This is a genomic window from Pseudomonas sp. NS1(2017) (assembly GCF_002269425.1).
Lineage (GTDB): Bacteria > Pseudomonadota > Gammaproteobacteria > Pseudomonadales > Pseudomonadaceae > Aquipseudomonas > Aquipseudomonas reactans.
Map to the genome: position 1 here is coordinate 340984 of NZ_CP022960.1, position 24422 is coordinate 365405.

Genomic DNA, 24422 nt, shown 5'->3' on the forward strand with positions numbered 1-24422 from the left:
GGCGAATTATAGACATCTGGAATCTGCCGTCAACCGTTAATTACACTTTTGTTGCAGAAAGTGATTTTTTCGCGATAAGGCGCGGGATTCGACGCATTACAGGCGGGATTCGTAGCACCAGGAGCAGCGCACCTATAGAAGCATAGATAGCCCATTCCTTGAGGTCCGCCCGCACGATCCACAACATGTGAAGCAAGCCAAGTCCCAGAATCACGTACACCAGACGGTGCAACTTCTTCCAACGACTGCCCAACCGACGCTGACTGTAACGATTCGACGTCACCGCCAATACCAACAGCGACAGGAAACCCAACGCGCCCACAATAATGTAAGGCCGCTTGCGTAACTCAACGCCTAGCTGCGACCAATCCAACCCAAGCACAAACACACAATAAGCAGCCAGATGCAGCACGACATAAGCAAAGCACCACAACCCAAGCTGCCGACGCACCGCTATCCACCCTGCCCAGCCACTGAGCTTCTGCAGCGGGGTCATTGCCAGGGTGATCAACAGCAGGATCAGCGTGCCGAGGCCCAGCCGATCAACCAGCACTTTGCCCGGATCCGGCCCCAGGACAGAACTCCATGCTTCATATAGCCAGAACAACGGCCATACCGCCGCCGCTATAAAGACGCCAATACGCCAGATTGGGTAACGCATCAGTAGTTCTTCCGCAGGTCGAGATCGGTATATAGAGATGCCACCTCATCCGAGTAACCATTGAACATCTGCGTCTCGCGCACATTAGGGCTGAACAGGCCACTCGGTAGACGACGCTCCCGCGCCTGAGTCCAACGCGGGTGGTCGACCGTAGGATTCACATTCGCATAAAAACCATACTCATCCGCTGCAATGCTCTGCCAGGTGGTTTTCGGCTGCTCGCTCACAAGGCTGATACGCACAATGGACTTCACACTCTTGAAGCCATACTTCCACGGCACGACCAAACGCAGCGGGGCGCCATTCTGGTTAGGCAGTTCGCGCCCGTACATTCCCACTGCAAGGATTGCCAGAGGATTCATCGCCTCATCCAGACGCAAGCCCTCTATATAAGGCCAATCGATCAAGCCAAAACTCGACCGCTGGCCCGGCATGCTCTTGGGATCTTGCAGCGTTTCAAAACGAATGTATTTGGCCTTGGAAGTCGGCTCAACCTGCTTGAGCAACGCCGAGATCGGAAAACCCATCCATGGAATAACCATTGACCACGCCTCAACACAGCGCAGACGGTAGATACGCTCTTCCAACTGATACGGCTTCATGAAGTCTTCCAGGGCATATCGACCTGGTCTCGCGACTTCGCCATCAATCACCACGCTCCAGGGCTCGGTCTTGAGTGAGCCCGCATTGGTTGCTGGGTCGCCCTTACCTGTACCGAACTCGTAGAAGTTGTTGTAGTGGGTCGCATCCTTGAACGGGGTGATCGCCTCGTCCTTTACCGTGACAGCCTGCCATTTCGTGCCCGGCAGTTTCTCGGCAAACCAGCTCGGTGCCCTGCCCGCTTCGACATCGGCATAGCGCGAGGCTTCGTCCGCACTCGCCCAACGCGGCAAGCTGCTGGCTGCAATGCCCGCAAGCGCACCACCGAGCAAGCTACGGCGAGAGAGATAAAAGGATTCAGGTGTGACATCCGATTCGTGGCAATCGGACGCTTTGGGCAATTTGATTAACATGGCAACTCCGCAGCATTGGAGAACTGATGCACCAATAGACTGCGGAGTATGGGGGAAATTACATTAAGGCAATGTTTTGTCGCGGCGCAGATGCAGCAAGTACTGAACCGGCCCCGAAGCGGCATAAACCAGGAACGCCAGCAACAAGATACGCGGCGGATCGCTGAACACCACGGCGAACACCAGCACAACCGCCAGAATCGCCACGAAAGGCACACGCCCCTTCAGGTCCAGCTCCTTGAAGCTGTTGTACTTGATGTTGCTGACCATCAGCATGCCGGCCGCAGCCACCATCAAGGCCACCAGGAACGACATCTTCGAACCCTGGATACCGTAATCGCTGAAAGCCCAGACGATACCCGCCACCACACCCGCAGCAGCCGGGCTGGCCAGACCGATGAAGTAACGCTTGTCGGCAGTTCCCACCTGGGTATTGAAGCGCGCCAGACGCAACGCAGCACCCGCGACATAGATGAAGGCAACCATCCAGCCGACCTTGCCCATGTCACCCAGCGCCCAGGCAAATGCCAGCAACGCGGGCGCAACACCAAACGCGACCATGTCCGACAACGAGTCGTACTCGGCACCGAAGGCACTTTGCGTATTGGTCATGCGGGCGACACGACCATCCAGGCCGTCGAGCACCATGGCAACAAAGATGGCGATGGCAGCAAAGCCGAAATACTTGCTGGCACTCGCCGCATCACCTGCGGCCAGCGCACTTTGCGCGCTCATGGAGTTGATGATGGAGTAGAACCCGGCAAACAGGTTTGCCGTGGTGAACAGGTTGGGCAAAAGATAGATGCCACGATGCCGGACCTTGCGGCCTTCAGCGTCATGCCCTTCTTCGACATGTTCATCGATCGGCAGCAGGCTTTCGGCGTCAGGAGCCTGGTTTGGCTCTTCGGGACGTTCGCTCATGGACTTTACCTTGCAACGGTGTGAAAAAATTCGACAGATACTTGCGGCGCGTGTTCGCCCGCAAACGATGCAGCTTTATACCAGAACCCGCCCCCCAAACGAAAAAACGCGGCCTAAGCCGCGTTTTCCCTTGATACGTACGACTTAGTTCTTGGCTTTGTCGACGATCTTGTTGGCACCGATCCACGGCATCATGGAGCGCAATTGCTCGCCGATGACTTCGATACCGTGAGCGGCGTTGTTACGACGCTTGGCGGTCATCGAAGGGTAGCCGGTAGCGCCTTCGCTGATGAACATTTTGGCGTATTCGCCGTCCTGAATACGTTTCAGGGCGTTGCGCATGGCCTGACGGGACTCGGCGTTGATCACTTCCGGGCCAGTCACGTACTCGCCGTACTCGGCGTTGTTGGAGATCGAGTAGTTCATGTTGGCGATACCGCCTTCGTACATGAGGTCAACGATCAGTTTCAGTTCGTGCAGGCATTCGAAGTAGGCCATTTCCGGCGCGTAGCCGGCTTCAACCAGGGTTTCGAAACCGGCTTTTACCAGTTCAACGGTACCGCCGCACAGAACGGCTTGTTCGCCGAACAGGTCGGTTTCAGTCTCGTCCTTGAAGGTGGTTTCGATGATGCCGGTACGACCACCACCGACGCCAGCAGCGTAGGACAGTGCCACGTTCTTGGCGTTGCCCGAAGCGTCTTGGTAGATCGCGATCAGGTCGGGGATGCCGCCGCCTTTGACAAACTCGGAACGCACGGTGTGGCCCGGGGCTTTCGGCGCGATCATGATCACGTCGAGGTCAGCGCGCGGCACAACCTGGTTGTAGTGGATCGCGAAGCCGTGGGAGAAGGCCAGGGTGGCGCCCTTCTTGATGTTCGGCTCGATTTCGTTCTTGTACAGCGCGGACTGGAACTCGTCCGGGGTCAGGATCATGACCAGGTCGGCAGCCGCAACGGCGGAAGCAACGTCAGTCACTTTCAGGCCGTGGGCCTCAGCCTTGGCAACAGTGGCCGAGCCTTTGCGCAGGCCAACAGTCACGTCAACGCCGGAGTCTTTCAGGTTGCAGGCTTGCGCGTGACCTTGGGAGCCGTAGCCGATGATGGCGACTTTCTTGCCCTGGATGATCGACAGGTCACAATCTTTATCGTAATAAACTTTCATGAGGTTCCTCTATATATCCAGGCCGTAAGGCCATTCGCTAATTTGGGTTAGATGCTGAGTACTTTGTCGCCACGGGCAATCCCGGTGACACCACTGCGTACCGTTTCCAGAATCGAGGCCGTCCCGATCGACTGGATGAAGCTGTCCAGCTTGTCGCTTGTACCGGTCAGTTGAACGGTATAAACGCTGGCGCTCACATCGACGATCTGCCCGCGATAAATGTCGGTGGTGCGCTTGATCTCGGCACGTTGGGCACCCGTGGCCTTGACTTTAACCAGCATCAGCTCGCGCTCGATGTGGGCACTTTCCGACAGGTCGACCAGCTTGACCACTTCGATCAGCTTGTTGAGGTTCTTGGTGATCTGTTCGATCACCTCATCGTGGCCCACAGTGGTCAACGTCAGGCGCGACAGGGTCGGGTCTTCGGTCGGGGCCACGGTCAGGCTTTCGATGTTGTAGTTGCGTTGCGAAAACAGGCCGACAACACGAGACAGAGCGCCGGGTTCGTTCTCCAAAAGCAGGGAGATAATGTGCCGCATGATTAAGTACGCTCCGTCTTGTTCAGCCACATGTCGCGCATAGAGCCGTCTTTGATCTGCATCGGGTAGACGTGCTCGCTGGTATCCACCTTGATATCGATGAACACCAGGCGATCCTTCATGGCGAACGCCTCTTCCATCTTGGGCTTCAGATCTTTCAAATCGGTGATGCGAATGCCGACGTGGCCATAGGCTTCAACCAATTTGACGAAATCCGGCAGCGATTCCATGTAGGAATGGGAGTGACGGCTGTTGTAGCTCATGTCCTGCCATTGACGAACCATGCCCAGCACGCCGTTGTTCAAGCAGACGATCTTCACCGGAAGGCCGTACTGCAGGCACGTCGACAGTTCCTGGATGTTCATCTGGATGCTGCCCTCACCGGTGACGCACGCGACGTCGGTGTCCGGGAAGCTCAGTTTCACACCCATGGCCGCAGGGAACCCAAAGCCCATCGTGCCCAGGCCACCGGAGTTGATCCAGCGGTTAGGCTTGTCGAACTTGTAGTACTGCGCGGCGAACATCTGGTGCTGGCCCACGTCGGAGGTCACAAAGGCGTCGCCCTTGGTCACTTCGCACAGGGTCTCGATCACGGTTTGTGGCTTGATGATGCTGCCGTCGCCCTTGTCGTAAGGGAACAGACCGCGGTCACCGCGCCATTCGTCGATCTGCTTCCACCAACTGGCAACAGACTCTTTGTTCGGCGTTTCTCCGATGTCCTTGAGCGCTGCAACCATTTCGGTCAATACGCTTTCCACCGGACCTACGATCGGCACGTCGGCCTTGATGGTCTTGGAGATGGACGCCGGGTCGATGTCGATGTGGATGATCTTGGCATTCGGGCAGAACTTGCTCGCGCCGTTGATCACTCGGTCATCAAAACGTGCGCCCACCGCCAGGATCACATCGGCGTGGTGCATGGCCAGGTTGGCGGTGTAGCTGCCGTGCATGCCGAGCATGCCGACGAACTGACGGTCCGAACCCGGGAAGGCGCCGAGGCCCATCAAGGTGTTGGTTACCGGCAGGTTGAGCAGCTTGGCCAGTTCGGTCAACGGTGCAGAACCGCCACCCAAGATGACGCCACCACCCGAGTACAACACAGGACGCTTGGCCGCCAGGAGCATTTCTGCCGCCTTGCGGATTTGCCCCGAGTGCCCACGGACGGCCGGGCTGTAGGAACGCAGCTTGGCTTTCTTCGGGAAGATGTATTCGAACTTTTCGGCCGGGTTAGTCATGTCTTTCGGAATGTCGACCACGACAGGGCCCGGACGACCGGACTGTGCGAGGTAGAAAGCCTTTTTCATGACTTCCGGGATTTCCGAGGGATGCTTGATCATGAAGCTGTGTTTCACGATCGGCCGGGAGATACCGATCATGTCGGTTTCCTGGAATGCATCGGTGCCTACCATGGTGCTGGGCACCTGGCCGGAAATGATCACCATCGGGATGGAGTCCATATACGCAGTCGCGATGCCGGTAATGGCATTGGTTGCGCCTGGGCCGGACGTTACCAGTACCACGCCGGCTTTACCGGTGGCACGGGCGTAACCGTCAGCCATATGGGTCGCGGCCTGTTCGTGGCGAACCAGGATGTGGGTAACAGCCGGTTCCTTGAACAGTGCGTCGTAGACATGCAGCAGAGCACCACCTGGGTACCCGTAGATATAGTCGACGCCTTCGTCACGCAAAAAGCGGACGAGCATCTCACCACCAGATAAAAGCTCCACGTTGTTCACCTCTAAAACGCCAGAATACCGTCCGTTGAAAACCGACGGGTCTTAATAGGTTTACTTCTCAACAGAGCATGAGCGACGGTGGTCGCCGACTACGTCAGCACTGACTGAGCAAGTATTGGGATCGTCCCAAGTGTTGCGGGCTTTTCCCACCCAGCGCGAGGTAACGCGTTGCGGGTGTAACAGGTCGGCGCGGATGTGCGCCTCATGATCTGCTGAGCGGGCCTGCTTCTGGCAGTCCCGATACAGCGGACTTTGGATTCTTCTGTTTCAGGCCCTTCAAGTCAAGCAATAATTGCGCTTTTTTCCAACTAAGCGCATGAGAACGCAGGAGAAAGGGCTTTGAGGAGGGATAAAACTCGCCTGAATGTCGTCAAGCGGTAGAAATGTGCGCAAGACTGCCGGAAAAACCGGCAGTCAGGCAATTAACGAGCGTCGACGATCAATTGGTCGAACTTTTTCAGCGCGTTACGCAAGCCAAGGCTCTCTAGCGGGCGATCGGCGTAGACCATTTCGGCCATCTCCAGAATGCCCGAAGCGTTGGGCAACGGCAGGTCCTGTTCGAGGATCTGCTTCATGCGCACCAGGAAGATCCATTGCAACCACTGGTGAAAATCCAGGGTATCCACGGAAAAGGGCTCGACACTGCTGAGCGCCTCGGCGCTGGGGGACACCTCGTCCCACCAGCCCTGCACGCGCAACTCTCGCTCTATCAGCAACAACTGTTCGGCGATGGCGGGAAACCGTGCATCCATCAGAGGCTGACCTTGGCTTTCTGACGCGCCTGGGCAGCGCCAGCGGCATCACCTTGTGCGGCACGCGCGTCGCCAATCAGCGCCCACAGGCTGGCTTGCAGGTCGGGACGACCGTTGGCGAGCGACAAGCCACGACGGGCGAACTGTTCGGCTTGCGGTGCATCACCCTGGGCCATGCGCACCTGGGCCAGGCGATACAACACTTGCGGCTCACGCGGCGCAACGCGTTGGGCACGCTCAAGACTCGACGATGCGCCATTCAAATCGCCACCCGCCTGCTGTTGCTGGGCAGTGGTCAACAAAGCCAACACCGGGCCATCCAATTGCTCGTCAGCCGACAGGCCTCCAGCGCTGGAGGACGATGGAATGCCACTCGGCGTCGACGGCATGTTGTAGGTGCCCTGGTTGATCGGGGCTGTCTGGATCGGCGTGGTATCGATCGGGCCTGATGTGCTTGGCCCTGGAGTCCACGGCTGCGTGCTGATGGGCGCCGATGTGGCTGCACCACCGCCGGGCACCATCACCACCACGCCCGAATCCTGCGGCATGGCTTGCGGCTTGGGTTGGGCAGGACGATTGGTGACGGTCTGGCGGAACCCGCCATTGGCCGAGATCCGGTCGTTATTGGAGACGGCCGTGCTCGAGTCCACCACGGGAATGGAGCCGCGCTGCACGCTGGAGCAACCGCCGAGCAAAGCCAGAGCTGTAATAGCTGGAAACAACCACTTGTTCACTTGAAACCCTCTTTGCTTAATTCATCCAGCCCTTGACCCAATCCATCACCGATTCCGCATCAGCGGGGGCACTGCCTCCGCATGCGGCGCCGGGTGGCGGTTCGCTGCCGCGAATATACGGCATCTGCACCGCGCCCGGACAGTTGGTATCGGAGCCTTGCCCCGTGTGCGGATCAATCCAGGCCTGCACGATGTTATCCGGCTGCGGCATATTCAACGGCAGCGGGTCGGCCTTGCGCATGAAACTAGTCCAGACCTGCAGCGCACCGGTAGCACCGGTGAATGGCGTCTTGCCGTTATCGTCACGCCCCAGCCACACCACCGCCAGCACGTCCTGACCAAAACCGGCAAACCAGCTGTCACGCGAATCGTTACTGGTGCCCGTCTTGCCCGCCAAGGTCAGGTTCGCCGGCAGCACGCTGTACACCGAGCGCCCCGTACCTTCACGCATCACACGTTGCATGGCGTTCTGGATCAGGTAGATGGAGCCTGCGTCGAAACGCTGCTGGATTTGGAACGGGTAGCGCTTGAGCGGCTCGCCCTCGGCGGTCAGAACACTGCGGATTCCGCGCATCGGGGTATTGAAACCGCCGTTGGCGAGGGTCTGGTACATGGTCGCGACTTCCATCGGGGTCATCGCACCCGCGCCCAGCAGGATCGACGGGAAGGCCGGGAACTCACGGGTGACGCCCAGCCGCGCAATGGTCTTGAGGACATTCGGCACGCCAACTTCAAGGCCGAGTCGCGAAGTGGAAATGTTGTAAGAGTGCGCAATCCCCTGATACAGGAACACCGTGCCGTGGGAGCGGCGGTCGAAATTCTGCGGCGTCCACACCTGACCACCCGCACCTTTGACGGACAGCGGATCATCCGACAACCAACTGGTCAGGGTGTACTTGCTCGGTTTTTCCAAGGCGGTCAGGTAGACAGCGGGCTTGACCAGCGAACCGATCGGCCGCACCGCATCCAGCGCACGGTTGAAGCCGGCAAAGCTGGCCTGGCGACTGCCGATCATGGCCTGGACTTCACCGGTTTCCGGGTTGGTCACAACCATGGCCGCTTCGACTTCATCGGAACCTTTACGGCCCGTCAGGCGCTTGAAGGTGTCGTTAACCGACGCTTCGGCCTTCATCTGCAGGATCGGGTCGAAACTGGTGAAGATCCGCAGGCCTTCTTCGGTCAAGTCTTCGTCGCGATAGTCTTCACGCAGTTGGCGTTTGACCAAGTCGATAAAGCCTGGGAAGGAGCTGTCTGCCAGCTTGCCGCGGGTGGTTACACCCAGTGGCATTTTCTTGGCCGCGGCGACTTGTTCAGCCGTGGCGACGCCCTGCTGCTCAAGTACGTCGAGCACCAGGTTGCGGCGTTCCAGCGCACGCTCGGGATTGCGGCGAGGGTTGTAGTAGGAAGGCCCCTTGACCATGCCCACCAACAACGCGACCTGGTGCAACTTCAATTCGGACAGCGGCTGACCAAAGAAGAACTGGCTGGCCAAACCGAAACCGTGCACGGCGCGCTGGCCATCCTGACCGACGAAAACCTCGTTGAGGTACGCCTCAAGGATTTCCTGCTTGCTGTAGTGCAGCTCCAGCAGCATCGCCATCATCGCTTCGGTGAGTTTGCGGGTCAGGCTGCGTTCGTTGGTCAGGTAGAAGTTCTTGACCAATTGTTGCGTCAGCGTACTGCCGCCCTGAGTCATCTTGCCGCCGGAGGTGTTCACCCAGACTGCGCGGGCAATCGACTTCGGCGACACACCCCAGTGACTGTAGAAATCGCGATCTTCAACGGCAACCAAGGTTTCCAGCAGATACGGTGGCACCTGATCAAGTTTGATCAGGATGCGATCTTCAAGGTTTTTCGGGTAAATGCCGCCGATCATCAACGGTTCCAAGCGAACCACCGGCAACTTTGAACCGTTGAGCGAAGAAAGTTCGGCTACATAATCGCCAGAGAAGCGCACACGCACCGGCTGGGCTTTCTCCAGGCCTTCGTAGAACTGGAAGCCACGGGTATTCAGGTCGACAGTGTTACCACTGACGGCTGCGGCACCCGGACCGTTGCTCACAGGTTCGCGGCGGTAGCCCAAGGCGTCGAGTTCGGTGAGGAAGTCATCCTTGCTCAGCTTCTGGCCAGTGAACAGTTCCAGCGGGCGCGCGTACACCTTGGCCGGAATGGTCCAGCGCTTGCCGGAGAACTTTTCCTGCACCACGGCGTCGAGGTACACCGCAAAGCCGGCGAGCACGACGAGGCCTACAAGGCCGAGCTTGAGCGCCCAGCCCAGCCAAGGGCGCAGGCCGCGGGAAGGAGGTTTTTTACGGGAACGGGGAGATCGGGTTCGAGTCATGGCGGCGGATTATACGCACTTTATTGATGATCAACATGAGCCGGACAGCGGTTTGCACGACCGCTCGTAGCGGCCATAATGCCCGCCATGTTTTTCCCCAGACTCTGAAGGATCGCCCGTGAGCCAGTCCCTGATCGCTGCCCTGCAAAACCCGGCTTTATACCCTCACCCGGTTGAAGCGTTCCAAGTCATCGAGACCCATATTTCCTGGGTCGTCCTGACCGGCCCGTACGCCTATAAGCTGAAGAAGCCGATGAACTTCGGCTTTCTCGACTTCACCGATCTGGAAAAACGCGGCCACTTCTGCCGGGAAGAATTGCGCCTCAACCAGCGCCTGACCGAAGATTTGTATCTTGAGGTGTTGCCAATCACCGGCACCGCCGAAGCGCCGCAATTGGGCGGCGACGGCCCGGTCGTCGAATACGCACTGAAAATGCGCCAGTTCCCGCAAAGCCAACTGCTCAGCACCTTGCAGGCCAACGGCGAACTGACCAGCGCGCACATCGATGAGATGGCCAAGCAAATCGCGCACTTCCACCTCACGGCGCCAAAAGTCCCGCAGGAACACCCGGCCGGCACCCCGGACGAGGTCATGGCACCGGTTCGCCAGAACTTCGACCAGATCCGTCCGTTCCTCAGCGACAAGGCCGACCTGACTCAGTTGGACGCTCTGCAGGCCTGGGCCGAAAGCAGCTTCGAGCGCCTCAAGCCACTGTTCTCCCAGCGCAAAAAAGACGGTTTCACCCGCGAATGCCACGGTGATATTCACCTGGGCAATGCCACCTTGATCGATGGTCATGTGGTGATCTTCGACTGCATCGAGTTCAACGAGCCGTTCCGCTTCACCGATGTGTATGCCGATACCGGCTTCCTGGCGATGGACCTTGAGGACCGTGGCCTCAAGTCCCTGGCTCGCCGCTTTATCAGTCAGTACCTGGAACTGACCGGCGACTATCAAGGCCTGGAAGTACTGAACTTCTACAAAGCCTATCGTGCTCTGGTCCGCGCCAAGATCGCGCTGTTCAGCATGCCGAGCGAAGCCAGCCCGGTGCAACGCGCCACGACCCTGCGCCAATACCGCAACTACGCCAACCTGGCGGAAAGCTACAGCACCATCCCGTCGCGGTTCCTGGCCATTACCCACGGTGTTTCAGCCGTAGGCAAAAGCCACGTGTCCATGCGCTTGGTGGAAGCATTGGGCGCCGTGCGCCTGCGTTCAGACGTGGAGCGCAAGCGCCTGTTCGGCGAGCAACAGGTGGAAAACACGCCACAGGCTGGTATCTATGCGGCCGACGCCAGTGCGGCAACTTACGCACGCTTGAATGACATTGCCGATACGGTGCTGCGCGCCGGTTACCCGGTGGTGCTGGATGCGACCTTCCTTAAATGCGAACAACGCGATGCAGCGGCCAAAGTAGCAGAGGCCACCGGCGCGCCCTTCCTGATCCTGGATTGCAATGCGCCGCAAGCCGTTATCGCCAGTTGGCTGGCACAACGTCAGGCGGACAAAAACGATCCTTCCGACGCGACACTGGCGATTATCGAAGAACAGCAGGCCAAGCGTGACCCGCTGACTACCGAGGAATTGCTCCTCAGCAAACGCGTCGAGACCAATGAAAGTGGCACCCTCGACGCATTGGTGGCGCATATTCGTCAGCGCCTGCCTGGCCTGTAAGAAAAATTTCTTGGTCGTGTCGTCTACTTAGGGGGCACGGCCAAGCAATAGTGGCACTATAATGGCGTCATAAATCCAACAGGAGTCGCCGTCATGAGTCACCCCAAGCTTCTTGATACGCCGCTTTACTCGCTCCTGCATAAAGACGATATCCGTGGCTTCAACCAGGAACGCCCTAAAGGCGGGGTCATCGACATGCGCGGCGGCGACTTCCGCGGGCTGGATTTGCGCGAGTTGAACACGGCTGGCGTGGATTTCACCGATGCTTACTTCCGCTCCGCCGACCTGCGCGGCCTGGACCTGCGCGACTGTCCACTGGAAGGCGCCAGCCTGGCCCACGCACAGATTTCCGGTACCTACTTCCCGCCAGAACTGACTGCCGATGAGATCCTCATGTCGGTTAATTTCGGTACTCGCCTGCGCTACCGCACCCGCTGAAACCCTCTGCTTAAGCCCCGGTTCGCTCAGCCGAGCCGGGGATTTCCCGCCTGTCTGCCCTCGTCGTACTTATAAGCTTTAGGCCGTTTCCGACTAAAGAACTACGCTTTTCCTACTGAGCGCTACACTCCTTTGCAGGCTTGCCTGGTCTCGAATACCCACCGCACCATTCGGCCGTCGCAAGGAGGCTTGATGAACGATGAGCTGCAACACCTGAAAAACCTCGGCAAGACGTCAGCACAGTGGCTGCATGCGGTGGGCATCCACAGCGCGTCGGACTTGCGCCGCCTGGGAGCAGTCGATGCATACCGGGCCGTCAGGACACGCGGATTCCGCGCGTCGAAAGTATTGCTGTATGCAATCGAAGGGGCCCTGATGGATGTGCACTGGAATGACATTCCTGCCGAACGCAAGGAAGCATTGAACCGTCAATTGGACGCGCTATCTGCACGCCAGAAGAATTAGCTCGTGAACTAACCCCAACATCTATAGGCATTCCGAACAAGCGTTTGAGAAAACGCAGAGCACAGGCAAAAACAACTGTTGACTCTCAAATGAGAATCGTTATGATTATCACAACTGATCGCGAGATCAGCCGATAACTGAAAGACCATTGGTTCGGACTCTCAGATTATCTCCTCATCAGGCTAATCACGGTTATTTGACCCGGCTCTTGCCGGGTCTTTTTTTGCCTATAAAAAGCCGACTTCAGCGCGCAATGATCAACGGATGCCCACGCTCCGGGTGTGGTTGCACCAGCACATCCAAGCCAAATACCGCTTTCAACGGTTCAGGCCGCATCACCTGCGCCGGCGTATCCAACGCGTGTGGCCGCCCCGCTTCCAGCAGCAGAATGCGATCGCAGTAACGCGCCGCCAGGTTCAAATCGTGAAGGATCACCAACACTGCCGCGCCCCGGTCAGCAAAGGTACGAATAGCCTGTAAGGTGGTGTGTTGATGCAAAGGATCCAGCATCGACGTCGGCTCATCCAACAGCAACGTCTGCCCTGCCCCGCCCGGCCATAACTGCGCCAGCACGCGTGCCAGATGCACCCGCTGGCGCTCGCCACCAGACAGCGCCAGGTAGCTGCGGCCACTCAAGTGGCCGACATCTGCTGCCTGCAACGCCGCCTCAATGATCTCATCATCGCGGGCTCGCCCGGTCTGATGAGGCAGGCGGCCCATGCCGACCACCTCTTCGACACGGAAAGCAAAGTCCAGCGTCGAGCTTTGCGGCAAAACCGCCAGACGCTGTGCCCGCTGCGCGCCACTCCACTCACTCAACGGGCGCTGATCCAGCCACACGTTGCCTTGGTCGGGGTGCAGCTCACCGCACAACCCACCGAGCAGCGTACTTTTGCCCGCACCATTGGGACCCAACACGCCGAGCACTTCGCCCGGTAACAGGTCGAGGGTGACATCCGCCAATACAGTTTTGCGACCGCGACGGATCTGCAGGTCTTCCACACGCAGCATCAGGCACGCCCCCGCAACAACAGGTAAAGAAAAAACGGCGCGCCGATAAATGCAGTGACGATACCGATCGGCAACTCAGCCGGCGCCAGCGCGAGCCGTGCGACCAGATCGGCAAACAACAACAGGCTCGCACCTGCCAGAACCGATGCCGGCAACAACACCCGATGGTCCGGCCCCGCCAGCAAACGCACCAGATGCGGCACCACCAACCCCACAAAACCGATCATGCCCGCGGCAGCCACCGCAGCCCCGACGCCCAGCGCCGTGCAGAAAACCAGTTCGCGCTTGAGCCCTTCTACATCGATGCCGAGATGATTGGCCTCCGACTCACCGAGCAACAGGGCATTCAGCGCTTTGGCCCGGCGCGGCAGCCACAGCGCCACACCTGCACTCACCAACAACAGCGGCCATAACCGTGAATAGCTGGCACCGTTGAGGCTGCCCAGGTTCCAAAACGTCAGAGTGCGCAAAGTGGCGTCGTCCGCCAGATAGGTAAACAATCCCACGGCCGAACTGGCGAGCGCTGTCAGGGCAATACCGGCGAGCAGCATGGTTGCGACGTTGGTCTGCCCGTTGCGCCGCCCCAGTCGATAGACCAGCGCGGTGACGCCCAGGCCGCCAAGGAATGCACAGAGTGACAAAAGATAAGGCCCGAACGCATCGGGCAGCCCACCAAAAAACGAACCGCCGACGATCGCCACCGCAGCCCCCAGCGCAGCACCGCTGGAAACCCCGACTAACCCCGGATCAGCCAGGGGATTGCGAAACAACCCCTGCATCGCCACCCCCGACAGCGCCAACACACCGCCGACAGCCAAGCCCAGCAGCGTACGCGGCAAACGGATCTGCCCCAGGATCAGCTCAGCCTGCTCCAGCCCTTGGGCCTCGATCGGCAAACCCATCAAGCGCAAGGCAGCTTTGAGCGTCTCCATCAACGGTAAGCTGACCGGCCCCAGTGCCAGCGAAAGCCAGATCGCCAAGACACACAACAGCGCCAGCCCAACAAACAGCGTCTTCGGTTTTACCAGAGTGGTCATGGGGCTGGCTTGGCCTGGGACGGGTAAAACCCGGCAGACAGGTCAGCGAGGCTTTGTGGCAAACGCGGCCCAAGCCCGCCGACCAGCAAGGTAGGATCCACCTCAAATACCCGCCCAGCCTTGGCCGCCGGCGTGGACGCCAGGATCGGATTCTCCTTGAACAGTGCCGCACGCGCCGCATCTCCGGTCAGGGCACGATCGGCAAACACCAGCACATCCGGGCTCAACCCCGCCAACGACTCCACCGAAAACGGTTTGTAGCCAGTATGCGTCGCCAGATTGCGCCCGCCCGCCTGCTGCAACATCCAGTCAGCCGCCGTGTCTTTGCCAGCGATCAGTGGCTTGCCGCCTGCATGACCCAGCAACAGCAATACGCCGGGGGCCTTTTGGGTGGCCTGAGCCTTGGTGACCCAGCGTTTCTGCTGGTCCAGCGCCTGCTCATATCCGGTAAACAATTCGTTGGCCTTGGCCTCGGCGCCCAGCAACTTGCCCAAGTGCTGAAGGTTGCCCTTCAGCGTCGGCAAGTCAGGCTCCGCCGAAAACATCTCCACCTGCACACCTGCGCTGCGAATCTGCGCCATTATCGGCGGCGGGCCCATTTCCTCAGTACCTACCAACACCTGCGGGCGCAAACTCAAGATGCCCTCGGCGGATAACTGTCGCTGGTAACCAATGCTCGGCAACGCCTTGAGAGACTCAGGGTGCTGGCTGGTGGTATCCACACCCACCAACTTCGACTCGCCGCCCAGCGCCGTTACCCACTCCGACAGCGCCCCACCGGCACTGACCCAGCGTTGTGGCAGTTCAGAGGCTTGAGCCCCCGGGTTGACCAGCAGTCCGACAACAAGCGCAATAGCGCTGGCACTCAGGCGCATAACAGGGTTTCCTTCCAAGGGCAGGGCCGCTCAAACGCTCATCAATGTGACAGATAACCCCTGCCCCGCATCGTATTGAGCGCCCGGTCAGCTAACGGGCGAAGCCGGCATTTGATAATTGTTTGCATTTGAACGTCAAGGCACTTAAGGATTGAAATGAAGTTTCTCTGCTCCTCCGATACCCTTGCGCCAGACAGCAGCCTCGGTTTTGAAATCGATGGTTGCAAATTGTTGGCCGTGCGCCGGGACGGCATTGCCTACTTCTATATCAATCGCTGCCCCCATCGCGGCATTCCACTGGAATGGCAGCCCGACCGGTTTCTCGACGACAGCGCCAGCCTGATCCAATGCGCCACCCACGGCGCGCTGTTCCTGATCGAGAACGGCGAGTGCATCGCAGGCCCTTGCGCCGGGCAAAGCCTGACCGCCCTGCCCGGACGCGAAGACGCCCAGGGGCTGTGGGTGCAACTCTAGTCGAGGAGCACGTCCAGGCGCCGGTCCACACAAATTTCTTCGGCTGTCACGCGCACGCCATACGCCAGCACTTCCACGCCGGCCGCCTTGGCTTCGCGCAGGGCAGCAGCGTAGGCCGCGTCGATCTCCACGGCCGGGCGCACAGCATCAATCCCCGAGAGGTTGACGCAATACAACTGCACCGCTCGCACACCGTCACGCGCCAGATGGGCCAGTTCGCGCAAATGCTTGGCGCCACGCTGGGTCACTGCATCCGGGAAAGCGGCAACCGAAGTGCCGTCAAAACCCAGGGTTACACTTTTGACTTCGACGTAGGCCGCACCGTCGGGATAGTCCAGGCGGAAGTCGATGCGGCTTTTCTCCTGACCGTAAGGCACTTCACGCTTCAAGGCGGTAAAACCGTTCAGCTCGGTGATGACACCCGCACGTAACGCCTCCTCGACCAACTGATTGGCACGCGCCGTGTTCACACACGCCAAGCGACCCTGGGGCGTCTCGGCGATTTCCCAGGTGCCCGGCAACTTGCGCTTGGGATCATTGGAGCGACTGAACCAGACCTGCCCACCTTCGACCATGCAATTGAGCATCGAGCCGGTGTTGGGGCAATGAATGGTCAACAACTCGCCGGTAACGGTTTCGATATCGGTGAGAAAACGCTTGTAGCGACGAATCAGCCGCGCTTCTTCGAGAGGAGGATGAAAGCGCATCAGCCTTGCCAGCTCCGCAAGCCACGAGCGATCCGTTCTACCGCTTCCTGTAGCCGTTCGAGGTTTTGCGTGTAGGCAAAACGCACATGGTGGCCGGCTTGATAGCGACCAAAATCCAGGCCGGGCGTAAACGCCACATGTTCGGTTTCGAGGAAGTGGCGGCAGAACGCGAAGGCATCACCGCCGAACGCGCTGATATCGGCATATAAATAAAACGCGCCCTCCGGCTCGACCGCGATGCCAAACCCCAGCTCGCGCAAGGCGGGCAGCAGGAAGTCACGACGACGGCCGAACTCAGCGCGGCGCTCTTCCAGAATGCTAAGGGTTTGCGCGGTGAAACAGGCCAATGCCGCATGCTGGGCCATGCTCGGCGCACTGATGTAGAGATTTTGCGCGAGCTTCTCCAATTCACCCACCGCCGCCGGTGGTGCTACCAGCCAACCGAGGCGCCAACCGGTCATGCCGAAATACTTCGAAAAACTATTCAGGACGAAAGCGTCATCGTCGACTTCCAGCACGCTGGCCGCATCGGTGCCATAGGTGAGGCCATGGTAAATCTCGTCCACCACCAAATGACCGTTGCGCACCTTGATCGCGCCGGAAAGCTCGGCCAATTCGTCGCGGGTGAGGATCGTGCCGGTCGGGTTGGCGGGCGATGCCACCAATGCGCCCACACTGTCCTGATCCCAATGCTTCGCCACCAGCTCAGCGGTCAACTGATAGCGCACTTCAGGACCGACCGGCACCAGTTGCGCCGCGCCCTCCACCAAACGCAGGAAGTGGCGATTGCAAGGATAGCCGGGGTCGGCGAGCAGCCAATGCTTGCCCGGGTCCACCAACAGGCTGCTGGCGAGCAGCAATGCGCCTGAGCCACCGGGCGTGATCAGGATGCGCTCGGGGTCCACGTTCAGCCCATAGCGCTGCTGGTAGAAACCACTGATGGCCTCGCGCAACTCGGGCAAGCCACGGGCGGCGGTATAGCGCGTCTTGCCGTTGGCCAACGCTGCCTGGCCGGCCTGGATGATCGGCTCGGCGGTGGTGTAGTCCGGCTCGCCGATTTCCAAGTGGATCACGTCATGGCCGGCGGCTTGCAGCTCATTGGCCCGCGCCAGCAATGCCATGACATGAAAAGGTTCGATAGCGCGACTGCGCGCACTGTAGGGCTGAGCCATTAGCCTTCCTTAACGGTGAGGACAAATTCTGGATTCTACCGAACCCGCGCCGTAAAACATGTTCTATTGCCTGCCCGACGGCCTGTGCCGGCCGGGCAAGCGCCTGCAAAACGACTAAAATCAACATTCGAGGCAATGCATACCCAGCAATGGCGGGCTGTCGCAGTTTGCAAGCGATTTGCCATAGGCCTCGACAACCGGGAGTGGCGCACCCCGAATCTATCTGGTAAGTTCGCCCGCTTGCAGCCGCAGGGCCGGCAGGTGTCGGTGACGTTGCAATCCTGCGCAATGGATTAGAAGAGTGAGAGGCGGTCTATTCATGTCCACCCAAGCAAAGCAACAGCAGCAGAGCCTCAGTGGCTTCACACCTTACGTCGAAGCGAAGGGTGAGGAGTACATGGGCAAGCCCATGCGCCAGCACTTCACCAAGATCCTGCAAAAGTGGAAGCAGGACTTGATGCAAGAGGTCGACCGCACCGTTGACCACATGAAGGACGAAGCCGCCAACTTCCCGGACCCGGCCGACCGTGCCAGCCAGGAAGAAGAGTTCGCCCTTGAACTGCGCGCCCGTGATCGCGAACGCAAGCTGATCAAGAAGATCGACAAGACGCTGCAACTGATCGAAGACGAAGAATACGGCTGGTGCGAATCCTGCGGTGTCGAGATCGGCATCCGTCGCCTGGAAGCCCGCCCAACCGCGGACCTCTGCGTAGACTGCAAGACCTTGGCTGAAATCAAGGAAAAACAGGTCGGCAAGTAATCCAGCCGAGCTAAACGAATGGGGCGTGCGAACGCTCCATTTTTGTTTCTGGCGTTTACCGAATTTCCAGTAGTATCCGGCCCATGACAGCCTCTACCTATATCGGGCGCTTTGCCCCCACACCCAGCGGCCACCTGCATTTCGGCTCCCTGGTCGCCGCCCTTGCCTCCTACCTCGACGCCCGCGCCAACCATGGCCTATGGCTGATGCGTATGGAAGACCTCGACCCACCCCGTGAAGAAGCTGGCGCACAGGCAGCAATCCTGCACGCGCTGGAAAGCTATGGCTTCGAGTGGGACGGTGGACTGGTCCGACAAAGCGAGCGGCATGATGCCTACGCCAAAGTACTGAACGACCTGTTCAACCACGGCCTGGCCTACGCGTGCACCTGCTCACGCAAACAGCTTGAACCCTACAACGGCATCTATCCGGGCCTGTGCCGCAATGCTGGCCACGACCAACAAGATGCGGCCATCCGTCTGCGTGTTCCCGAGCTTGAGTACCACTTTACCGACCGCGTCCAAGGCGAATTCCGACAGCACCTGGGCCGCGACGTAGGCGATTTCGTCATCCGTCGCCGCGACGGCCTCTACGCCTATCAACTGGCCGTCGTGCTCGACGATGCGTGGCAAGGTGTGACCGATATCGTGCGTGGCGCCGACCTGCTGGACTCGACGCCACGCCAACTCTACCTGCAAGAACTGCTCGGCCTGCGCCAACCGCGCTACCTGCATGTGCCGCTGATCATCCAGCCGGACGGCAATAAGTTGGGCAAATCCTACCGCTCCCCGCCATTGACGCCCGACCAGGCCACGCCTTTGCTATTGAGAGCCCTGCGCGCCCTCGGCCAGCAACCCGGTGACGAACTGTTGCACGCCAACCCGCGGGAACTGCTGGATTGGGGCATTACGCACTGGGATGCCACGCAGATCCCGCGCACACTCTCGCTGGCCGAAGCGCAATTGAGCTGAAGGCGCTTGCAGCTTGCCAAGCATCCGTTACCATCGCCGCACGTTTTTACACAGAGGCCAACATGTACATCTATCGATTGGTCCTGCTGCTGGTCGTCGGGATCTACCTGTTTTCCCCCGCCATCATGGATTGGTGGATCGACGCCACGGGCGCCTGGTATCGCCCGTATCTGCTGTGGCTGATCCTGATCGTCGTGACTTTCATCCTGCAGAGCCAAAAAGATGCCGATGAGCTTTAGCCTCACCCAGATGCTGCTGATCAGCGCCGCCTACCTGGCCGCGTTGTTCGGAGTCGCCTGGATCAGTGAGCGCGGAATGATTCCGCGGGCGATCATTCGCCATCCGTTGACCTACACCTTGTCCCTCGGCGTATACGCCAGCGCCTGGGCGTTCTATGGCACCGTGGGCCTGGCCTATCAGTACGGTTATGGCTTTCTGTCCAGCTACCTTGGGGTGTCCGGTGCGTTTCTGCTGGCGCCGGTACTGCTGTACCCGATCCTGAAGATCACCCGCACCTACCAATTGTCCTCCCTGGCCGACCTGTTTGCCTTCCGCTTTCGCAGCACTTGGGCCGGCGCGCTGACCACTATTTTCATGCTGATCGGCGTGTTGCCGTTGCTGGCCCTGCAAATCCAGGCGGTGGCCGACTCCATCAGCATCCTGACCCGCGAACCGGTGCAACATCGCGTAGCGCTGGCCTTCTGTGCGCTGATCACCCTGTTCACGATTTTCTTTGGTTCACGCCATATCGCCACCCGTGAAAAACACGAAGGGCTGGTGTTTGCGATTGCCTTTGAGTCGGTGATCAAGCTGATCGCCATCGGCGGCGTTGGCCTGTATGCGCTCTACGGCGTATTCGATGGCCCGCAACAGCTTGAGCTTTGGCTGCTGCAAAACCAGACCGCCCTCGCCGCCCTGCACACGCCGCTGCAGGAAGGCCCGTGGCGCACGTTGCTGCTGGTGTTTTTCGCCTCGGCCATCGTGATGCCGCACATGTACCACATGACCTTCACCGAGAACCTCAACCCGCGCTCGCTGGTCAGCGCCAGCTGGGGCTTGCCGTTGTTCCTGCTGTTGATGAGCCTGGCGGTGCCGCTGATCCTGTGGGCCGGTTTAAAACTGGGGGCCACCACCAACCCTGAATACTTCACCCTCGGCATCGGCATTGCGGCCAATAGTCCGGCACTGGCGATGCTCGCCTATGTCGGTGGTTTGTCGGCGGCGAGCGGGTTGATCATCGTCACGACCCTGGCACTGTCCGGCATGGCGCTCAACCACCTGGTGCTGCCGCTGTACCAGCCGCCGGCCGAGGGCAATATCTACCGCTGGCTGAAATGGACACGCCGCGCGCTGATCGTCGCGATCATCATGGCCGGCTACGGGTTCTACCTGTTGCTGGGCGCCGGGCAGGACCTGGCCAACCTGGGTATCGTCGCATTTGTCGCCACCTTGCAGTTCCTGCCGGGCGTGTTGTCGGTGCTGTACTGGCCGACCGCCAATCGCCGTGGCTTCATCGCTGGTTTGCTGGCCGGGATCCTGGTGTGGATCGTGACCATGCTGTTGCCGCTGGTCGGTAACCTGCAGGGCTTCTACATCCCGCTGCTGAACATGATTTATGTGCTCGATGACACCAGTTGGCACATGGCTGCGATTGCCTCCCTGGCCGCCAACGTCCTGATGTTTACCCTGATCTCGCTGTTCACCAACGCCAGCCCAGAAGAAACCAGCGCCGCAGAAGCCTGTGCGGTGGACAACGTGCGCCGCCCGCAACGCCGCGAACTGCATGCGGCCTCACCCCAGGAGTTCGCCACGCAACTGGCCAAGCCACTGGGTGCCAAGGCGGCGCAAAAAGAAGTCGAACAGGCGCTGCGCGATCTCTATCTGCCATTCGATGAGCGGCGCCCGTACGCGCTTCGCCGTTTGCGGGACCGTATCGAAGCCAACCTGTCCGGGCTGATGGGGCCGAGCGTGTCCCAGGACATGGTGGAAACCTTCCTGCCCTACAAGGCCGGCGGTGAAAACTACGTCACCGAAGATATCCACTTCATCGAGAGCCGGCTGGAGGATTACCACTCACGCCTCACCGGTCTCGCGGCCGAACTCGATGCCTTGCGCCGCTACCACCGCCAGACCCTGCAGGAATTGCCCATGGGCGTGTGCTCCCTGGCCAAGGATCAAGAGATCCTGATGTGGAACAAGGCCATGGAAGAACTCACTGGCATCGCTGCGCAGCGCGTGGTCGGTTCACGACTCAATACGTTGGGCGATCCCTGGAAAGAATTGCTGCAAGGTTTTATCAACCTGCCCGACGAGCACTTGCACAAGCAGCACCTGGCACTCGACGGCCAGACCCGCTGGCTCAACCTGCACAAAGCCGCTATCGACGAGCCTCTGGCGCCCGGTAACAGCGGCCTGGTGTTGCTGGTGGAAGACCTGACCGAAACCCAGATGCTCGAAGACAAGCTGGTGCACTCCGAGCGCCTGGCCAGCATTGGCCGGCTGGCGGCGGGCGTGGCCCATGAAATCGGCAATCCGATCACCGGTATCGCCTGCCTGGCGCAGAACCTGCGGGAAGAGCGCGAAGAAGACGGCGAGATCACCGAGATCAGCGGGCAGATCCTCGAACAGACCAAGCGCGTTTCACGCATCGTGCAGTCGCTGATGAGCTTCGCCCATGCCGGCGCCCATCAAAATCAGGACGAAGCGGTATGCCTGGCCGAAGTGGCGCAGGATGCCATTGGGCTGCTGGCCTTGAACCGGCGCAATTTCGAAGTACAGTTTTTCAATTTGTGCGATCCCGACCACTGGGTGGATGGCGACTCACAACGCCTGGCCCAAGTGCTGATCAACCTGTTGTCCAACGCCCGTGACGCCACCCCGGCCGGCGGTGCGGTACGCGTCAAGACCGAGGCTTTCGAACATACGGTCGATCTGATCGTCGAAGATGAAGGTAGCGGTATTCCACAGAACATCATGGACCGATTGTTCGAACCCTTCTTCACCACCAAGGACCCAGGTGAAGGTACCGGTCTGGGCCTTGCACTGGTCTATTCCATCGTTGAAGAGCATTATGGACAAATCACCATCGACAGCCCGGCTGACACCGAAAGCCAACGCGGCACCCGTATTCGGGTGACCTTGCCGCGTCATGTCGAAGCGACGTCCGCTGTGAACTGAGACCGTCGAGAGAATTGAATCAATGCCGCACATTTTGATCGTCGAAGACGAAACCATTATCCGCTCTGCCTTGCGTCGCCTGCTTGAACGTAATCAGTACCAGGTCAGCGAAGCCGGCTCGGTGCAGGAAGCCCAGGAGCGTTTCAGCATTCCCACGTTCGACCTGATTGTCAGTGACCTGCGCCTGCCAGGCGCGCCTGGCACCGAGTTGATCAAGCTCGGCCAGGGCACCCCGGTGCTGATCATGACCAGCTACGCCAGCCTGCGCTCGGCGGTCGACTCCATGAAGATGGGCGCGGTGGACTACATCGCCAAGCCTTTCGACCATGACGAGATGCTCCAGGCCGTGGCTCGCATCCTGCGTGACCGTCAGTCGGCCAGCAGCGCGCCGGCCGAACAGCGCCCTGCGGGCAAGACCACCGACAAGCCAGGCGTCGACAACAGCAACGGCGAGATCGGCATCATCGGCTCCTGCCCACCCATGCAGGACCTGTACGGCAAGATCCGCAAAGTCGCGCCGACGGACTCGAATGTCTTGATCCAGGGCGAGTCCGGCACCGGTAAAGAACTGGTGGCCCGTGCCCTGCACAATCTGTCCAAGCGTGCCAAGGCGCCGATGATCTCGGTGAACTGCGCAGCGATCCCCGAATCCCTGATTGAGTCCGAACTGTTCGGCCACGAGAAAGGCGCGTTTACCGGCGCCAGCGCCGGGCGGGCGGGCCTGGTGGAAGCGGCGGACGGCGGCACGCTGTTCCTCGATGAAATCGGTGAGCTGCCACTGGAAGCACAAGCGCGGTTACTGCGTGTGCTACAGGAAGGTGAAATTCGCCGCGTGGGCTCGGTGCAGTCGCAGAAGGTCGATGTGCGTCTGATCGCGGCGACTCACCGCGACCTCAAGAGCCTGGCCAAGATCGGCCAGTTCCGTGAAGACTTGTATTACCGTCTGCACGTGATCGCCCTCAAGCTGCCGGCCCTGCGTGAGCGTGGCGCCGACGTCAACGAGATCGCCAGTGCCTTCCTGCTGCGCCAGAGCGCGCGCATCAACCGTACCGACCTCAAGTTTGCGCCAGACGCCGAGCAAGCGATTCGCCATTACTCGTGGCCGGGTAACGTGCGGGAGCTGGAGAATGCGGTGGAGCGCGCGGTGATCCTGTCGGAGAGCCCGGAGATTTCCGCCGAACTGCTGGGCATCGATATCGAGCTGAGCGACCTGGAGGACGACGACTTCATCGGCCTGGCCCCACAGCAGGGCGGTAGCAATACCAGCCATGAACCGACGGAAGATTTGTCACTGGAAGATTACTTCCAGCATTTCGTCCTTGAGCACCAGGACCATATGACCGAGACCGAACTGGCGCGCAAACTGGGCGTTAGCCGTAAATGCCTGTGGGAACGCCGCCAGCGCCTGGGCATTCCACGGCGCAAGACTGGTGTGGCCAGCGAGAGTTGAGGGCGCGCGCCCACAGGTAACACCCACAGATGTGAAAAAACTGTTACCGCGGATATTTCGCGTAACAAAAGCCGGGGCTTACGGTAACGAAGCCCCGGCTTTTTTTGGCCCGTCAAAACCGAGAAACCACCTCAACCCCCTGATTTTGCTGGGCGAGGCAAAAGTTGGCACGCACCCTGCTATATGCTTAGTACAAAAACAATAACAAGCTTTGTACAAGACAATAAAAATAAGACGAATCGACTCACGCATAACAAAAACAACACGGCGGAGGCGCAGCTAACTGATTCTTTTGGAGAGGCGTTGCATTTGGGGCTTGCCCCGCAACCAGGCCGAGAACAACAAAAACTGC

General features: G+C 59.6%; 23 protein-coding genes. 9 read left to right on the forward strand and 14 right to left on the reverse strand.

Annotated elements, in window-relative coordinates; translation table 11 throughout:
- Positions 1 to 40 precede the first annotated feature (40 nt).
- The 9 genes from msrQ to mrcB form a co-directional block, all read right to left on the reverse strand.
- Complete coding sequence (gene msrQ / locus CI807_RS01645; RefSeq protein WP_095013551.1) at positions 41 to 661, reverse strand: protein-methionine-sulfoxide reductase heme-binding subunit MsrQ; 621 nt, start codon at positions 659 to 661, stop codon at positions 41 to 43.
- On the reverse strand, positions 661 to 1674 hold the full coding sequence (msrP, locus tag CI807_RS01650; protein WP_095013552.1) for a protein-methionine-sulfoxide reductase catalytic subunit MsrP: 1014 nt from the start codon (positions 1672 to 1674) through the stop codon (positions 661 to 663). Before msrP ends, msrQ begins: the two co-directional genes overlap by 1 nt.
- A gap of 63 nt (positions 1675 to 1737) precedes the next feature.
- On the reverse strand, positions 1738 to 2595 hold the full coding sequence (gene pssA, locus CI807_RS01655; protein WP_016976855.1) for a CDP-diacylglycerol--serine O-phosphatidyltransferase: 858 nt from the start codon (positions 2593 to 2595) through the stop codon (positions 1738 to 1740).
- Between the two features lie 144 nt (positions 2596 to 2739).
- The gene (ilvC, locus tag CI807_RS01660; RefSeq protein WP_003176099.1) at positions 2740 to 3756 is read right to left on the reverse strand and encodes a ketol-acid reductoisomerase; all 1017 of its coding nucleotides are present in this window, start codon (positions 3754 to 3756) and stop codon (positions 2740 to 2742) included.
- A gap of 47 nt (positions 3757 to 3803) precedes the next feature.
- Complete coding sequence (gene ilvN / locus CI807_RS01665) at positions 3804 to 4295, reverse strand: acetolactate synthase small subunit (protein ID WP_003176102.1); 492 nt, start codon at positions 4293 to 4295, stop codon at positions 3804 to 3806.
- A gap of 2 nt (positions 4296 to 4297) precedes the next feature.
- Entirely contained in the window at positions 4298 to 6022 is a 1725-nt protein-coding gene (locus tag CI807_RS01670; RefSeq protein WP_095017488.1) for an acetolactate synthase 3 large subunit, read from the reverse strand.
- Positions 6023 to 6453: 431 nt separating this feature from the next.
- Positions 6454 to 6783, reverse strand: a complete 330-nt coding sequence (locus CI807_RS01675) for a YqcC family protein (protein ID WP_095013553.1) — start codon at positions 6781 to 6783, stop codon at positions 6454 to 6456.
- Positions 6783 to 7517: a M48 family metallopeptidase gene (locus tag CI807_RS01680; RefSeq protein ID WP_095013554.1), complete on the reverse strand. Its 735-nt coding sequence runs from the start codon at positions 7515 to 7517 to the stop codon at positions 6783 to 6785. The genes CI807_RS01675 and CI807_RS01680 overlap by 1 nt, the downstream gene beginning before the upstream one ends.
- 16 nt (positions 7518 to 7533) lie before the next feature.
- Complete coding sequence (gene mrcB / locus CI807_RS01685; protein WP_095013555.1) at positions 7534 to 9858, reverse strand: penicillin-binding protein 1B; 2325 nt, start codon at positions 9856 to 9858, stop codon at positions 7534 to 7536.
- 118 nt (positions 9859 to 9976) lie between these two features.
- On the opposite strand from mrcB, the gene CI807_RS01690 reads away from it, so the two are divergent.
- The 3 genes from CI807_RS01690 to CI807_RS01700 all read left to right on the forward strand — a co-directional run bounded on the left by CI807_RS01690 (position 9977) and on the right by CI807_RS01700 (position 12436).
- A complete protein-coding gene (locus CI807_RS01690) occupies positions 9977 to 11533 on the forward strand; it encodes a bifunctional aminoglycoside phosphotransferase/ATP-binding protein (protein ID WP_095013556.1) in 1557 nt (518 codons plus the stop codon).
- Between the two features lie 93 nt (positions 11534 to 11626).
- Positions 11627 to 11971: a pentapeptide repeat-containing protein gene (locus tag CI807_RS01695; protein ID WP_095013557.1), complete on the forward strand. Its 345-nt coding sequence runs from the start codon at positions 11627 to 11629 to the stop codon at positions 11969 to 11971.
- A 192-nt stretch (positions 11972 to 12163) separates the two neighbouring features.
- A complete protein-coding gene (locus CI807_RS01700) occupies positions 12164 to 12436 on the forward strand; it encodes a TfoX/Sxy family protein (RefSeq protein ID WP_010206563.1) in 273 nt (90 codons plus the stop codon).
- Between the two features lie 243 nt (positions 12437 to 12679).
- Here the strand turns inward: CI807_RS01700 and CI807_RS01705 are convergent, their stop codons facing one another.
- From CI807_RS01705 to CI807_RS01715, 3 genes are read right to left on the reverse strand one after another with little or no spacing between them, the layout of a single operon-like run.
- Entirely contained in the window at positions 12680 to 13447 is a 768-nt protein-coding gene (locus tag CI807_RS01705) for a heme ABC transporter ATP-binding protein (RefSeq protein WP_095013558.1), read from the reverse strand.
- Positions 13447 to 14484 (reverse strand): iron ABC transporter permease, encoded by a 1038-nt coding sequence (locus CI807_RS01710; RefSeq protein WP_095013559.1) that lies wholly within the window; start codon positions 14482 to 14484, stop codon positions 13447 to 13449. The genes CI807_RS01705 and CI807_RS01710 overlap by 1 nt, the downstream gene beginning before the upstream one ends.
- Positions 14481 to 15359 (reverse strand): hemin ABC transporter substrate-binding protein, encoded by an 879-nt coding sequence (locus tag CI807_RS01715; RefSeq protein WP_095013560.1) that lies wholly within the window; start codon positions 15357 to 15359, stop codon positions 14481 to 14483. Before CI807_RS01715 ends, CI807_RS01710 begins: the two co-directional genes overlap by 4 nt.
- Positions 15360 to 15515: 156 nt before the next feature.
- Between CI807_RS01715 and CI807_RS01720 the strand changes: the two genes are divergently transcribed.
- A complete protein-coding gene (locus CI807_RS01720; protein ID WP_068933678.1) occupies positions 15516 to 15833 on the forward strand; it encodes a Rieske 2Fe-2S domain-containing protein in 318 nt (105 codons plus the stop codon).
- On the opposite strand, the gene sfsA is transcribed toward CI807_RS01720, so the two are convergent.
- Both sfsA and CI807_RS01730 read right to left on the reverse strand, forming a co-directional pair.
- Positions 15830 to 16540, reverse strand: coding sequence for a DNA/RNA nuclease SfsA (gene sfsA / locus CI807_RS01725; protein ID WP_095013561.1), 711 nt, complete (start codon positions 16538 to 16540; stop codon positions 15830 to 15832). The genes CI807_RS01720 and sfsA overlap by 4 nt on opposite strands.
- Positions 16540 to 17712 (reverse strand): pyridoxal phosphate-dependent aminotransferase, encoded by a 1173-nt coding sequence (locus CI807_RS01730; RefSeq protein WP_095013562.1) that lies wholly within the window; start codon positions 17710 to 17712, stop codon positions 16540 to 16542. Before CI807_RS01730 ends, sfsA begins: the two co-directional genes overlap by 1 nt.
- A 319-nt stretch (positions 17713 to 18031) precedes the next feature.
- On the opposite strand from CI807_RS01730, the gene dksA reads away from it, so the two are divergent.
- From dksA to CI807_RS01755, 5 genes are all read left to right on the forward strand, one after another.
- On the forward strand, positions 18032 to 18472 hold the full coding sequence (gene dksA / locus CI807_RS01735) for an RNA polymerase-binding protein DksA (RefSeq protein WP_026083092.1): 441 nt from the start codon (positions 18032 to 18034) through the stop codon (positions 18470 to 18472).
- An 83-nt stretch (positions 18473 to 18555) separates the two neighbouring features.
- Positions 18556 to 19443 carry a tRNA glutamyl-Q(34) synthetase GluQRS gene (gene gluQRS, locus CI807_RS01740; protein ID WP_095013563.1) on the forward strand — a complete coding sequence of 296 codons (888 nt, stop codon included), beginning with the start codon at positions 18556 to 18558 and terminating at the stop codon, positions 19441 to 19443.
- 62 nt (positions 19444 to 19505) lie between these two features.
- Positions 19506 to 19682: a hypothetical protein gene (locus tag CI807_RS01745; RefSeq protein WP_003176118.1), complete on the forward strand. Its 177-nt coding sequence runs from the start codon at positions 19506 to 19508 to the stop codon at positions 19680 to 19682.
- Entirely contained in the window at positions 19666 to 22620 is a 2955-nt protein-coding gene (locus tag CI807_RS01750; protein WP_177004346.1) for a sensor histidine kinase, read from the forward strand. Before CI807_RS01745 ends, CI807_RS01750 begins: the two co-directional genes overlap by 17 nt.
- Positions 22621 to 22642: 22 nt before the next feature.
- Positions 22643 to 24070 (forward strand): sigma-54 dependent transcriptional regulator, encoded by a 1428-nt coding sequence (locus tag CI807_RS01755; RefSeq protein WP_095013565.1) that lies wholly within the window; start codon positions 22643 to 22645, stop codon positions 24068 to 24070.
- The last annotated feature ends 352 nt before the right edge of the window (positions 24071 to 24422 follow it).

What these genes read in the sequence shown, in the direction of transcription:
- msrQ (WP_095013551.1), bottom strand. Translation starts at nt 661, where the DNA reads ATGCGTTACCCAATCTGGCGTATTGGCGTCTTTATAGCGGCGGCGGTA.
- msrP (WP_095013552.1), bottom strand. Translation starts at nt 1,674, where the DNA reads ATGTTAATCAAATTGCCCAAAGCGTCCGATTGCCACGAATCGGATGTC.
- pssA (WP_016976855.1), bottom strand. Translation starts at nt 2,595, where the DNA reads ATGAGCGAACGTCCCGAAGAGCCAAACCAGGCTCCTGACGCCGAAAGC.
- ilvC (WP_003176099.1), bottom strand. Translation starts at nt 3,756, where the DNA reads ATGAAAGTTTATTACGATAAAGATTGTGACCTGTCGATCATCCAGGGC.
- ilvN (WP_003176102.1), bottom strand. Translation starts at nt 4,295, where the DNA reads ATGCGGCACATTATCTCCCTGCTTTTGGAGAACGAACCCGGCGCTCTG.
- CI807_RS01675 (WP_095013553.1), bottom strand. Translation starts at nt 6,783, where the DNA reads ATGGATGCACGGTTTCCCGCCATCGCCGAACAGTTGTTGCTGATAGAG.
- mrcB (WP_095013555.1), bottom strand. Translation starts at nt 9,858, where the DNA reads ATGACTCGAACCCGATCTCCCCGTTCCCGTAAAAAACCTCCTTCCCGC.
- CI807_RS01695 (WP_095013557.1), top strand. Translation starts at nt 11,627, where the DNA reads ATGAGTCACCCCAAGCTTCTTGATACGCCGCTTTACTCGCTCCTGCAT.
- CI807_RS01700 (WP_010206563.1), top strand. Translation starts at nt 12,164, where the DNA reads ATGAACGATGAGCTGCAACACCTGAAAAACCTCGGCAAGACGTCAGCA.
- CI807_RS01705 (WP_095013558.1), bottom strand. Translation starts at nt 13,447, where the DNA reads ATGCTGCGTGTGGAAGACCTGCAGATCCGTCGCGGTCGCAAAACTGTA.
- CI807_RS01710 (WP_095013559.1), bottom strand. Translation starts at nt 14,484, where the DNA reads ATGACCACTCTGGTAAAACCGAAGACGCTGTTTGTTGGGCTGGCGCTG.
- CI807_RS01715 (WP_095013560.1), bottom strand. Translation starts at nt 15,359, where the DNA reads ATGCGCCTGAGTGCCAGCGCTATTGCGCTTGTTGTCGGACTGCTGGTC.
- CI807_RS01720 (WP_068933678.1), top strand. Translation starts at nt 15,516, where the DNA reads ATGAAGTTTCTCTGCTCCTCCGATACCCTTGCGCCAGACAGCAGCCTC.
- sfsA (WP_095013561.1), bottom strand. Translation starts at nt 16,540, where the DNA reads ATGCGCTTTCATCCTCCTCTCGAAGAAGCGCGGCTGATTCGTCGCTAC.
- CI807_RS01730 (WP_095013562.1), bottom strand. Translation starts at nt 17,712, where the DNA reads ATGGCTCAGCCCTACAGTGCGCGCAGTCGCGCTATCGAACCTTTTCAT.
- dksA (WP_026083092.1), top strand. Translation starts at nt 18,032, where the DNA reads ATGTCCACCCAAGCAAAGCAACAGCAGCAGAGCCTCAGTGGCTTCACA.
- gluQRS (WP_095013563.1), top strand. Translation starts at nt 18,556, where the DNA reads ATGACAGCCTCTACCTATATCGGGCGCTTTGCCCCCACACCCAGCGGC.
- CI807_RS01745 (WP_003176118.1), top strand. Translation starts at nt 19,506, where the DNA reads ATGTACATCTATCGATTGGTCCTGCTGCTGGTCGTCGGGATCTACCTG.
- CI807_RS01750 (WP_177004346.1), top strand. Translation starts at nt 19,666, where the DNA reads ATGCCGATGAGCTTTAGCCTCACCCAGATGCTGCTGATCAGCGCCGCC.
- CI807_RS01755 (WP_095013565.1), top strand. Translation starts at nt 22,643, where the DNA reads ATGCCGCACATTTTGATCGTCGAAGACGAAACCATTATCCGCTCTGCC.